General features: G+C 31.5%; 10 protein-coding genes. All 10 read left to right on the top strand.

All coding sequences use genetic code 11. From position 1 onward, the window contains the following. Positions 1 to 619, top strand: a 619-nt coding sequence (locus tag M9Q43_RS13825; protein ID WP_262319448.1) for a hypothetical protein, incomplete at its 5' end; no start/stop codon positions are given. A gap of 339 nt (positions 620 to 958) precedes the next feature. Further along, positions 959 to 2,152 (top strand): di-heme oxidoredictase family protein, encoded by a 1,194-nt coding sequence (locus M9Q43_RS13830; protein ID WP_231834649.1) that lies wholly within the window; start codon positions 959 to 961, stop codon positions 2,150 to 2,152. A gap of 1 nt (position 2,153) precedes the next feature. Continuing rightward, positions 2,154 to 2,594, top strand: a complete 441-nt coding sequence (locus M9Q43_RS13835; protein WP_231834648.1) for a QcrA and Rieske domain-containing protein — start codon at positions 2,154 to 2,156, stop codon at positions 2,592 to 2,594. A 116-nt stretch (positions 2,595 to 2,710) separates the two neighbouring features. After that, positions 2,711 to 3,820 carry a hypothetical protein gene (locus M9Q43_RS13840; protein WP_262319449.1) on the top strand — a complete coding sequence of 370 codons (1,110 nt, stop codon included), beginning with the start codon at positions 2,711 to 2,713 and terminating at the stop codon, positions 3,818 to 3,820. 99 nt (positions 3,821 to 3,919) lie between these two features. Next, positions 3,920 to 4,207 carry a DUF6660 family protein gene (locus tag M9Q43_RS13845; RefSeq protein ID WP_262319450.1) on the top strand — a complete coding sequence of 96 codons (288 nt, stop codon included), beginning with the start codon at positions 3,920 to 3,922 and terminating at the stop codon, positions 4,205 to 4,207. A 97-nt stretch (positions 4,208 to 4,304) separates the two neighbouring features. After that, on the top strand, positions 4,305 to 8,654 hold the full coding sequence (locus M9Q43_RS13850; protein WP_262319451.1) for a CusA/CzcA family heavy metal efflux RND transporter: 4,350 nt from the start codon (positions 4,305 to 4,307) through the stop codon (positions 8,652 to 8,654). Positions 8,655 to 8,665: 11 nt separating this feature from the next. Next, positions 8,666 to 9,952 (top strand): efflux RND transporter periplasmic adaptor subunit, encoded by a 1,287-nt coding sequence (locus M9Q43_RS13855; protein WP_262319452.1) that lies wholly within the window; start codon positions 8,666 to 8,668, stop codon positions 9,950 to 9,952. 40 nt (positions 9,953 to 9,992) lie between these two features. Continuing rightward, entirely contained in the window at positions 9,993 to 10,313 is a 321-nt protein-coding gene (locus M9Q43_RS13860) for a heavy metal-binding domain-containing protein (protein WP_262319453.1), read from the top strand. A 44-nt stretch (positions 10,314 to 10,357) separates the two neighbouring features. Beyond that, positions 10,358 to 10,723, top strand: a complete 366-nt coding sequence (locus M9Q43_RS13865) for a DUF3703 domain-containing protein (RefSeq protein WP_262319454.1) — start codon at positions 10,358 to 10,360, stop codon at positions 10,721 to 10,723. Positions 10,724 to 10,733: 10 nt separating this feature from the next. Continuing rightward, on the top strand, positions 10,734 to 12,725 hold the full coding sequence (locus M9Q43_RS13870) for a heavy metal translocating P-type ATPase (protein WP_262319455.1): 1,992 nt from the start codon (positions 10,734 to 10,736) through the stop codon (positions 12,723 to 12,725). Positions 12,726 to 12,914: the final 189 nt, after the last annotated feature.

Genomic DNA, 12,914 nt, shown 5'->3' on the forward strand with positions numbered 1-12,914 from the left:
CTGGACCTGGTTCCAACAAAATGAACAAGCCATTTACCACGCCTACAAACTAGGAATTAATTCCGATGAGGTAATAGAAAACCTACATCGAAACCTCAACTATGTTTCAAAAAGAATCGTCATTTACATTTACATGCAAAACAATCATCATAACAAATTTTGTGTCTTATTTTCAGCTCACGGATATCGTAAACTATTTCCTAAAATCATAGCGTTAGGAGAAAAAGCACCAAGATTAGAATACTTTACAACTCACACATTTCTAAAGCCATTATGTGCAGAAAATAAAAACCAATTTTCAGACAAATTGATAGAGATGATTAAATCAATTTTAATTAAGTTAGAAGACTACAATATAGCTAGTAAAAAAATTATAGTAACGCTTTATATGCCTGAAAAGATTTCAAACGAAGATAAAGTATATTCAAGGAAATATGTAAAATCATTATTGCGTTTCACTTTGGGTGAAATAATCTTCAAAAAGCACATAAAGGAAGTCAACTTTAAACCTTTACCAAGAAACACATCGGGTTTACTTTCCCTCTCTGAACTACCCGAATTCATTGACTATCTTGCTAAAATCAACTACAGCAGAAAACTAAAAATTTTCTTCGAATGAGGAAAACCGTACGGTTTTATATAAATCCGTACGGTTTTACGTATGCTTAAAACTTTTTTAAAATTTACTTTTGTTTTAAATACATATTATCTATAGTGTGAACTATACAAGGATTGTTAATTACACCTTTATAGCTATCTACATATTCATTATCTCACTACTTATGTTCTTTTATGTTTTATGCTTTAATGTCTTTTTTTGTAACGAAATAAACACCAATAATTAGATTTTTTGTCATATTCCATTAGTTATAAATCTTTTTCATACTATATTTTTTTTATTTAATTTGTGTTTACCTAATTAATATTTTAGTTTTGCCTAAAAATAATTATTAGAATAATGAAAACAATTTTTAAGCAAATAACAACTCTCTCGTTTTTATCGATTATGCTTATCTCGTGTGAAACAAGCTATGTAGATATTCCAGCTGACGATGAAGTTTTAGATGGAACAATTGATGGTTTATCAAATGAAGAATTAGCAAGGTTTTTAAAAGGTGATGTAGCTTTTACGGAAGTCTTTACACGACAAACGGGTTTAGGGTCAACATTTGTTGCAACAAGTTGTATTAGTTGTCATGCAGGTGATGGAAAAGGACACCCTTTTACTACACTAATTCGTTTTGGTCAAGCTGATGAATTTGGAAATACCTTTTTACATTTAGGAGGTCCACAACTACAAAATAGAGCTTTACCAGGATATACTCCTGAACAAATTCCTTTTGGAGCTACATTTTCAAAATTTACACCACCTGCAAACACAGGTTTAGGCTTTTTACAATACCTTACAGATGCTGATATTTTAGCAATGGCAGACCCAAACGATTCAGATGGTGATGGTATTTCGGGTGTACCCAATTGGATAACTATCCCAAGCTATATTAACCCTGAAAATGCAGTAAATCAAAACGGAAAATATATTGGACGATTTGGTAAAAAAGCGGCAGCTTTTAATTTATTGCATCAAACAGTAAATGCTTATAATCAAGATATGGGAATAACATCAACTTTTAATCCTATCGATGTTTACACTAATGAAGAAATTGACCCAGAAGTAGCAAATGTAACGGTTAATGATTTAGTGTTTTATCTTAAAACATTAAAAGCCCCTATTCAAAGAAATCAAAATGACACAGAAGTAATTCAGGGTAGAAATTTATTTGAACAAATTAATTGTACAGGCTGTCATAAATCAAATTTAACAACTGGATATTCACCAATAACTGGATTATCATTCAAATCATTTTCACCTTATACAGATATGCTTTTGCATGATATGGGAAGTGGTTTAGATGATGGTTACACAGAAGGTATTGCAAAAACTTATGAATGGAGAACGCCACCTTTGTGGGGATTAGGACTTTCTGCGAATTCACAGGGAGGTCAATATTTTTTAATGCACGATGGAAGAGCTCGTAGTATTGAACAAGCCATTTCTATGCATGGTGGTGAAGCAACTGGTAGTAGAACCGCATTTAATAGTCTTTCTCAAGCAGATAAAAATGCAGTACTAAAATTTTTAAAATCCTTATAAAATGAATAGAAAAGATTTTCTTAAAACATGCGGTTTTGGTTGTTTAGCAACTATTGCAGGTATTTCTTTATTAGAAAGCTGTTCCTCAGCACAAGTCTTGTCAAAAGAAATAAAAGGTTCAGATCTTTTAGTTCCAATTACTGATTTTGAAATTAATTCAAATGGAAAAATAGAATATAAAAAATACATTATCGCTCAGAATGAAATATTACAATTTCCTATTTGTATTTATCGATTCAATGAAACAGAGTATATGGCATTGTTAATGGAATGTACACATCAAGGAGCAGAACTTCAAGTTTTTGGAGATAAACTTCAATGTGCAGCTCATGGTAGTGAATTTAGCAATAAAGGAATAGTTGAAAGCGGTCCTGCAAGCACAGATTTAAGAAAATTTCCAGTACGAATAGAAAATAATATTTTAAAAGTTTCATTAAAATGAGAATCTCAATTTCCTATATAATTTTATGTTTTTTTTTAATAAGTAATACAATCAATGCACAAATAGATCCTAGCCTATTAAAAAGAGTATCAAAAGATACAACCAAAGTATTAAATATGGATGCTATATATAATCGTCCAACTTTAAATATTAATAAAACACCAATTGCTATTGGAGGTTATGTAGAAACCAATTGGCAACATCTTACTACCGATGGTGTTTCAGAAGGACATCAGTTTCAAGCTAGAAGATTATCTATATTTATGTCTTCATCAATAGGTAAACGAGTAAAGTTTTTAAGTGAGTTAGAATTTGAAGAAGGTGGCAATGAAATTGCAATCGAATTCGCTTCTGTTGATGTTGAGTTTCATCCTTTGGCAAATTTTAGAGCAGGAATTATTGTTAATCCAATCGGGGCATTTAATCAAAATCACGATGGCCCAAAATGGGAATTTACAGACAGACCAATTCCAGCAACTCAGATGTTACCAGGCACTTTTAGTAATGTTGGGGCAGGTTTATACGGTAAAAAATACCATAAAAATTGGATGTATGGATATGAGGCATATTTTTCAGGAAGTTTTGATAATTCAATAATAGAAAACACTCAAAATAAAACCTATTTACCAGCAGCTAAAGATAATCCAGATAGATTCGAAGAAATTAATAGCGGAATACCATTATTTACAGGGAAAATAGCCGTAAGAAATAGTAAAATTGGCGAAATAGGTTTGTCTTATATGGGAGGTGTTTACAATAAGTTTCAAGAAGATGGCATTATTATAGATGAAAAGCGAAGTGTAAATATTTTTGCAATCGATTTCAATACGACACTTCCAAATACAAAAACTTTTATTACTACTGAATTTGCTTGGATAAATGTTGATGTGCCTAGTACATATTCACAACAATTTGGAAGTAAACAACAAGGTGGTTTTATAGATATCGTTCAGCCAATTTTAAATCGTACAATGTTAGGTTGGGAAAAGGCAACATTAAATGTAGCTTGTAGATTAGAATATGTAGATTGGAATGTAGGTAAATTTAACGAAACAGGTGGTAATATAGGTGAAGATTTATGGAGTGTGGTTTCTGCTATTAGTTTTAGACCAAATAGTCAAACAGTTATTCGTTTAAATTATAGATTACTAAAACAACGAGATATACTATCAAATCCACCATCTATAACAGATGGATTCAATTTTGGGATATCAACTTATTTTTAAAATAATAGCCCAATTTGTAATTATTTTTATTTTTTGTAAAAATATACTACTTTTACAACGATGAAAATCTTAAACATCATATTATCAATATATATAGTAATGCTTACTGCCTATCCTTGTGCAGATAAGCATAATGATGTTACTACTATTTCATCAAATTCACAAGCTCACTCACAACACAACCATTCACACGATGAAGAAACAGATTTATGTTCTCCATTTTGTGTTTGCAATTGTTGTGGTCAACAAACATTAACCTTTTTAGAAGTTCAATCTTTTCAATTCTTAGTTCGATTTCAAGAAATAAAAACTTCCATTTCTTTTTATAAATCAACTTCTTTTTTAAATTTTTACGGAAGCATTTGGCAACCGCCACAGTTAGTGTAATGAAGCCCGAGTAATTTCGGGTTAATAAGTTGTGTCTTTAAAACAACTTTTAAAAAAATAACAGTTCTCTGTTTAATAATTCATTACACAAAATAAAATGTTAGATAAAATCATTCATTTTAGTATCAATAATAAATTTATTATTGGTCTTTTTACACTTGTATTAGTCATTGTAGGTAGTTATTCATTATATACTTTACCAATAGATGCTTTACCAGACATTACAAATAATCAAGTACAAATCATTACAAGTTCACCTACTTTAGCAACTCAAGAAGTAGAGCAGTTTATAACCTATCCAATAGAGCAATCGGTTAAATCAATTCCTAATGTTGTGGAGCTTCGTTCCATAAGTCGTTTTGGTTTAAGTGTGGTTACCGTTGTTTTTGAAGAAGATGTCGATATTTATTGGGCAAGAGCACAAATAACAGAACGTATTAAAGAAGCAGAAAATACCATACCAAAAGGTGTTGGAACTCCTGAAATGTCTCCAGTAAGTACAGGTTTAGGCGAAATATACCAATATGTAGTATTTCCCAAAAAAGGGTACGAAGAAAAATACAACGCTACTGATTTAAGAACCATTCAAGATTGGATAATAAAGCCCCAATTAATCGGTACAAAAGGTGTAGCTGAAGTAAATACTTTAGGTGGAAACCTAAAACAATATGAAATAGCTGTTGTTCCAGACAAGCTAAGAAGTATGAATACAACCATCACTGAAATATTTGAAGCATTAGAAAATAATAATGAAAATACAGGTGGTGCATACATAGATAAAAAACCTTATGCTTATTTTATTAGAGGTGTCGGAATGGTCAGTAGCATCGACGATATAAATAAAATAGTGGTTAAAAATCAAAACGGAATTCCTATTCTTATTCGTGATGTAGCCAATGTTCAAATAGGTAGCAGTATTCGTTATGGTGCAGTTACAAAAGATGGAAAAGGCGAAGAAGTGTCAGGAATGGTAATGATGCTTAAAGGTGAGAACAGTGGTGAAGTAGTTAAGGTGGTTAAAGACAAAATGGAACAAATCAAAAAATCACTTCCCGAAGGTGTAGAAATTGAGGCGTTTATGGACAGAACCGTTTTAGTAAACAAAGCTATAAGTACAGTTCAAACTAATTTAATTGAAGGAGCATTAATAGTTATTTTCATTTTAGTATTACTACTTGGTAATTGGAGGGCAGGTTTAGTGGTTGCTTCGGTTATTCCATTGGCATTATTATTTGCCATTTCTATGATGAAACTTTTTGGAGTTAGTGGTAATTTAATGAGTTTAGGTGCTATCGATTTTGGGCTAATTGTAGATGGTGCGGTTATCATTGTAGAAGCTATAATACATCGACTCCAAGTTAGTAATAAAGGCAAACTCACCACTCAAGAAATGAATGACGAAGTATATCAAGCATCTTCAAAAATTAGAAGTAGTGCGGCTTTTGGAGAAATAATAATCTTAATTGTTTATCTTCCTATCTTAGCGTTAGTAGGTATCGAAGGTAAAATGTTTGGTCCAATGGCACAAACTGTATCGTTTGCCATATTAGGAGCATTTATATTGTCATTAACTTATGTGCCAATGATGTCGGCTTTGGCATTAAAAAAACAAACAGGACATAAAAAGAATTTTAGCGATAAAATAATAGATGCAATTTACAATTTCTATACACCAATTTTAGAAAAAGCTTTACAACTTAAAGCAGCAATTATTGCGGTTGCCATTGGTTTGTTTGTTGCATGTTTATTTCTTTTTAATTCATTAGGTGGTGAGTTCATTCCTACATTAGATGAAGGTGATATTGCAACGCATTTAATCATTGCATCAGGTAGTTCATTATCTCAAGAAGTGGAAGCAACTACAAAAGCAGAACAAATTTTAAGAGATAAGTTTCCCGAAATAAAAATGATTGTAACCAAAATTGGTTCGGCTGAAATTCCTACTGATCCAATGCCTATTGAAGCTGGAGATATGATTATTCTCTTGAAGGATAAAAGCGAATGGACTTCCGCAGAAACAAAAGAGGAACTAATGGAAAAAATGGAACATGCTTTGTCAGATATTCCAGGTGCGTTTACTGAGTTTTCCCAACCTATTCAAATGCGTTTTAATGAGTTAATGACAGGTGTAAGAAGCGATGTTGCCGTTAAAATTTTTGGTGACGATATTGATATGTTAGTTAGCAAAGGTGAGGAAGTTGTGCAATTGATTAATGGTATTGAAGGTGTTTCAGATGCTAAAGCAGAACGTGTAGCAGGTTTACCACAAATAACAATTAGATACAATAAAGATAAATTAGCATTGTATGGTTTAAAAATTGGCGACCTGAATAAAGTAGTTCGTATGGGATTTGCAGGTGAAACTGCTGGTGTTGTTTATGAAGGAGAAAAACGTTTCGATTTAGTAGTGCGTTTAGCAAATGATAGCAGAAAAGATATCGAAAACTTAAAGGCGTTGTTTGTAACATTACCATCAGGCAATCAAATTCCGTTAGAACAAATTGCTGATGTAAAATATGAAGATGGTCCAATGCAAATTTCTCGTGAAAACGGAAAGCGTAGAATAGTTGTAGGTTTCAATGTTCGTGGTGCTGATGTAAAAACAGTTGTAGAAACTATTCAAGCTAAATTAGACGAAAAGCTAAAATTACCTGAAGGATATTACACTACTTATGGCGGACAATTTGAAAATCTTATCAAAGCAAACAAACGACTTTCTGTTGCTGTGCCGGTAGCATTAGGTTTAATTTTAGTCCTACTTTATTTTACATTCAAATCAATTAAACAATCGTTGTTAATATTTACAGCAATTCCATTATCTGCTATTGGAGGTATTGTGGCGTTATGGTTACGCGATATGCCGTTTAGTATTTCAGCAGGTGTCGGATTTATTGCTCTTTTTGGTGTAGCGGTATTAAACGGAATTGTTTTAATTGGTTATTTTAATGAACTTAAAAAACAAGGTATGGATAATGTATATGACCGAATAAAAGAAGGAACTAAAGTACGTTTAAGACCTGTTATATTAACAGCTGCTGTAGCTTCACTTGGGTTTTTACCAATGGCAATAAGTAGTAGCGCTGGTGCCGAAGTTCAAAAACCTTTAGCAACAGTAGTAATTGGGGGTTTAATAACAGCTACTCTACTAACATTAATTGTCTTACCAATTTTGTATTTATACTTTGAAAAAGGGATTAAAATAAAACGAAAAACCATGAAGAATTCAGCTATGCTACTTGCATTTTTATTTAGTTCATTAGCAATCAATGCACAAGAAAAGCAAAAATTAAGTTTAAATGAAGCATTAGAAATGGGGCTAAAAAACAACTTAAACATTCAAGCGGTTACCTTAGAAACTAAAATGCAATCACAATTAGTTAAGACTGCATTCGAATTGCCTAAAACAGAAATTTCAGGAACTTTTGGACAAATAAATTCGCAAGCTCAAGATAAAAATTTTCAAATTAGTCAGAGTTTCAATCCTTTTCAAATAAGTGCAAAAAGAAAATTATTGCAAGAAAATAGTTCGGCTAGTCAAAATAAATTAAGTGTTTCAAGGCAACAAATAACTTTTTCTATTCGTCAATCTTGGAATACCATTCTATACTTTGAAAAGCAAAATGCATTGTTAGATAAGCAAAATGTACTCATGCAAAAATTTGTAAAATCAGCAACATTAAAGTTTCAAACAGGTGAAACAAGTGCTTTAGAAAAAACAATTGCAGTATCTAAACAACAAGAATTAGAACAAAAAATAAAACAATTCAAAACGCAAATTGCTATCGAAAAATCAAAGCTTAAAACACTTTTAGATTTAGACAATGATATTGAAATTTCGGATACAACTTTTGGACCTATGCCTTTTGTTGTAAAAATGGATAGCACATTAGTGAAACAAAATCCAGTAGTTCAGTTAGCTAATCAACAAGTGAAAATAGCTGAAGCCAATCATAAATTAGAAAAATCAAATTTATTTCCAGAGTTTTCAGTAGGCTACTTTTTGCAATCCATAACAGGGAATCAAGAAGTGGATGGTGTAACGAAATACTATGATAATTCACCACAATTTCAAGGTTTTTCTGTTGGACTTTCAGTTCCTATATTTATGGGAAGTACTATTAAAAAAAGTAAAGCAGCACAAACAAATATAGAAATAGAGCAAAAAAATGCTAACTATATAAACCAGCAATTTAAAAGTCATTTAGAGCAGCAAATTGAGCAACTTACAACCTATCAATCATTGATAGATTATTATAAAAACACAGCCATTCCTAATGCTGATTTAATAATTAAAAATGCTACAAAAAGTTATCAAAATGGAGATATTTCGTATGTAGAATATGTACAAGGTATTGAAACGGCTACCGAAATACAAACCAATTATAATGAAGCTATAAATAATTTTAATCAAACTATAATAGCTATACAATATACTATCAATCAATAATATAAACAGAAATGAAGAAATCAAATATCATATACGCATCAATAGTTGGATCAATAATCCTTGCTATTATTTTATATTTCTCTTTGCGTCATACTGAAGGTGATGGTCACGTTCATACTGAAGGCGAAACACATACAGAAGAAAGTCATTCAGATGAAAAAGAGCCTACAGCAATAAAAGAAGTAGAACTAAACGAAGCACAATTTAAAGCCTCAAGTATTCAATTAGGAACTTTTTCAGATAAAAATTTAAGCGAAGTAATAAATGTAAATGGTTATACCAAGTTACCTCCACAAAATCAAGCCGATGTTTCAGTTTATACATCAGGAATTGTAAAAACTATTAATGTTTCAGAAGGGCAGTATGTAAGCAAAGGTCAAATCATCGCAACAATTGAAAGTCCAGAGTTTACTAAATTACAAGAAGCTTATTTAACTTCAAAGAGTAATTTGGAGTTTTTAAAATTAGAATTTGAAAGACAAAAAACATTAAGCGATGAAGAAGTAAATTCTAAAAAAACGTTTCAAAAAACAAAGGCAGAATACGAAATTGAAAGAGCTCGATTTAATTCGCTACAAAAACAATTAAATACTTTAAATATTAGTGGTAATGGAAACGCAACAGCAACCGTTCCTGTGCTTGCTCCAATTTCTGGAAACTTAACCGAAATTTATATTAAAATTGGAACTAATGTTGAAGCAGGAAAACCATTAATGAATATAGTAGATAATTCTAAATTACATGTAGATTTATTAGTCTATGAAAAAGATTTATTTAAGGTAAAAATAGGTCAAAATGTACGTTTTGTTTTAGTGAATCAAGATAATTCAGAGGTAAAAGGAAAAATATTTAGTGTTGGTAAATCCTTTGAAAACGATACAAAATCTGTAGCTGTACATGCAGATATTTCAAACAACCAACAAAAATTAATACCAGGAATGTATGTAAATGCGCTTATAGATGTAGGTTCAAATAATGTAAAAGCAGTTCCAACTGAAGCAATTATTAAAGCTGATGGACGCGAATTTATTTTTGTTTTAGAAGAAGGACATAAAGAAGAAGCTCACGACGAAAAAGAAGGGCATAATCATGAAGACGGACACGAACACGAAGAAACAGAAGGAAAAACATTCCATTTTCAACGTATTGAGGTAAAATCAGGCACCACACAATTAGGATATACACAAGTTACGCTATTACAAAAAATCGATGCAAACGCAAAAATTGTTTTAAAAGGAGCTTATTACATTCAAAGCCATTTAATTAAAAACGAAGGTGGTGGTGGTCATGCACATTAAAAATTAGTAATATAAATTATAATCTAAATTCAATTAACAAATGAAAAAATCAATTTTAATTATGGCACTTGCCATTGCTTTAGGTACAACGGTTTCTTGCAATAAAAAAGAAGAAACTACAAAAACAGCAACAGAACACGAAGGACACAATCATAAAGAGGGTGAAGAGCATAAAGTAGCTTATGAATGCCCAATGGATTGTGAAAAAGGTAAAACTTATGATGAAAAAGGAACTTGTCCTGTTTGTAAAATGGAATTAATAGAAGCTAAAGCTGAAAACCACGAAGGTCATGATCATGAAACTGAAAACCATGAAGGACACGACCATTCTGAAGAAAACCATGACGGACATAATCATTAGAAAAAATAGTAGTCTAAGTTTATAAAATTAAGGTTAACTCAATTATGAAATTTAATACAATAATGCCAAAAGAATTAGTATCATTCTATCAAAATGAATTGCAATTGGCTGCTGAAAATTTAAAGTTAAACGACTTACAAATAGCTTGGCATCATTTGGTACGTGCTCACATCATCGGACAAAAATATCCTTATGAGCATTCCTTTGTACATTGGAAAATGTTGCAGTTTGGTATTAAGATAAAAAGTTCAAAAGAAATTATTGGTCAAATTCCACGATTATTGGTAGGTGGTGTAAAATCATTTGTTGGTCATATTCCAGTAGGTAATACAGGTGGTGCAAATGTACCACCTTTAAAAGTGATGGAAATACCTGAAGATATTAAAGAAATTTTAAATTCGAATTCATAACAATTATAGTATGGAACATCAGCACATTTACGACAAGCAAGGAAAACAAATTTGTTGCTCATTAGAAGAAAAAATAAATAAAAAAACCGAACATCATTCTGATGATGACGGACACGACCACGACCATTCAAGCGAGGAAAAATCGACGTTTCAAATGTTTTTACCAGCAATAATAAGTTTTGTTTTATTATTGATTGCAATTGGTTTTGATAATTATTTTACACAATCTTGGTTTACAGGTTGGGTAAGAATAACTTGGTATGTTTTAGCTTATATTCCTGTTGGGTTTCCTGTACTTAAAGAAGCATTTGAAAGTATTAGAAAAGGTGATGTGTTTTCAGAGTTTCTGTTAATGTCAATAGCTACAATTGGAGCTTTTGCAATTGCCGAATTTCCTGAAGGTGTAGCTGTTATGTTATTTTATGCCATTGGTGAAATATTTCAAACATTAGCTGTTCAAAGAGCAAAAGCAAATATCAAAACATTACTCGACCAACGACCAGACGAAGTTACTGTTTTGGAAAATAATGTAGCTAAAACAATCAAAGCATCAAATGCAAAGATTGGAGATATTATTCAACTAAAAGCAGGTGAAAAATTAGGTTTAGATGGCGAATTACTTTCTGATACTGCTTCTTTCAATACAGCTGCATTAACAGGCGAAAGTAAACCAGACACAAAAGCAAAAGGGGAAACAGTTTTAGCAGGAATGATAAACTTAAATTCGGTTTGTCAAGTAAAAGTAACCGTTGCTTATACGGATAGTAAATTATCAAAAATTCTTGAAATGGTGCAAGATGCAACAGCTAAAAAAGCACCAACCGAATTATTTATTAGAAAATTTGCAAAAATTTACACCCCAATTGTTGTTGCTTTAGCTGTTGCAATATGTGTGTTACCAATGTTTTTTGTAGAAAATTATCAGTTTAATGATTGGTTATATCGAGCTTTAATTTTCTTAGTTATTTCCTGTCCTTGTGCATTAGTTATTAGTATTCCTTTAGGATATTTTGGAGGAATTGGCGCAGCTTCTAAAAACGGAATTTTATTTAAAGGAAGTAATTTCCTTGATGTAATGGCTTCCGTTCAAAATGTTGTAATGGATAAAACAGGAACAATGACCGAAGGAGTTTTTAAAGTGCAAGAAGTTGTTTTTAATTCCGATTTCAATAAGGAGGATATTTTAAAAATGGTTAATGCTTTAGAAAGCCAAAGTACACATCCAGTAGCAACTGCCATTCATCAATTTGTTGGAAATGTTGATAGTACTATAACGCTAAAAGATGTAGAAGAAATATCAGGACACGGATTAAAAGCCTATGTAAATGGTAAAGAATTATTAGTGGGTAATTTCAAACTAATGGACAAATTCTCTATTTCGTATGATATTGATCCATCAAGTATCGTTTATACATTAATTGCTGTAGCTTACGATAAAAAATTTGTTGGATATTTAACCATTGCAGATAGCATCAAAGAAGATGCACAAATCACAATTGATAAATTAAAAGCATTAGGAGTAAAAACCACAATGTTAAGTGGCGATAAAAATACAGTTGTCCAGTTTGTAGCTCAAAAACTCAGAATCACTAATGCTTTTGGAGATTTATTACCCGAAGATAAAGTAAATAAAGTAAAAGAAATCATTGCAAAAAAAGAAACAGTTGCTTTTGTTGGCGATGGTGTAAACGATGCACCAGTAGTCGCATTAAGTAATGTCGGAATAGCAATGGGTGGTTTAGGAAGCGATGCCACCATAGAAACAGCTGATGTTGTCATTCAAGATGATAAACCAAGTAAAATTCCTATGGCTATTAAAATAGGCAAGCAAACAAAGAAAATTGTTTGGCAAAATATAATACTTGCATTTGGTGTTAAAGCAATAGTTTTAATCCTCGGTGCAGGTGGATTAGCCACCATGTGGGAAGCCGTTTTTGCAGATGTCGGTGTGGCGTTATTAGCTATTTTAAATGCGGTTAGAATACAAAGGATGAAGTTTTAAAGTTAATTATATAGTTATAAAAAGATGTTTACTAATTTAAGTAAGCATCTTTTTTTGTTTATATTCATTACCTCATTCAGCTGCACAAAAATCGCTCCTAGTCCAAGTATTCCTAGCATCAATGCTGCCGTTTGCTTCATAGCCTGCAAATTCCAGTGATATTGACCACCCAATTCCAATTTAAAGTGA

It is taken from the genome of Flavobacterium odoriferum (genome assembly GCF_025499515.1).
In the GTDB taxonomy this organism is placed as follows: domain Bacteria; phylum Bacteroidota; class Bacteroidia; order Flavobacteriales; family Flavobacteriaceae; genus Flavobacterium; species Flavobacterium odoriferum.

Excerpts from the sequence above, each read along its gene's own strand:
- M9Q43_RS13830 (WP_231834649.1), top strand. The coding sequence starts at position 959 with ATGAAAACAATTTTTAAGCAAATAACAACTCTCTCGTTTTTATCGATT.
- M9Q43_RS13835 (WP_231834648.1), top strand. The coding sequence starts at position 2,154 with ATGAATAGAAAAGATTTTCTTAAAACATGCGGTTTTGGTTGTTTAGCA.
- M9Q43_RS13840 (WP_262319449.1), top strand. The coding sequence starts at position 2,711 with ATGGATGCTATATATAATCGTCCAACTTTAAATATTAATAAAACACCA.
- M9Q43_RS13845 (WP_262319450.1), top strand. The coding sequence starts at position 3,920 with ATGCTTACTGCCTATCCTTGTGCAGATAAGCATAATGATGTTACTACT.
- M9Q43_RS13850 (WP_262319451.1), top strand. The coding sequence starts at position 4,305 with ATGTTAGATAAAATCATTCATTTTAGTATCAATAATAAATTTATTATT.
- M9Q43_RS13855 (WP_262319452.1), top strand. The coding sequence starts at position 8,666 with ATGAAGAAATCAAATATCATATACGCATCAATAGTTGGATCAATAATC.
- M9Q43_RS13860 (WP_262319453.1), top strand. The coding sequence starts at position 9,993 with ATGAAAAAATCAATTTTAATTATGGCACTTGCCATTGCTTTAGGTACA.
- M9Q43_RS13865 (WP_262319454.1), top strand. The coding sequence starts at position 10,358 with ATGAAATTTAATACAATAATGCCAAAAGAATTAGTATCATTCTATCAA.
- M9Q43_RS13870 (WP_262319455.1), top strand. The coding sequence starts at position 10,734 with ATGGAACATCAGCACATTTACGACAAGCAAGGAAAACAAATTTGTTGC.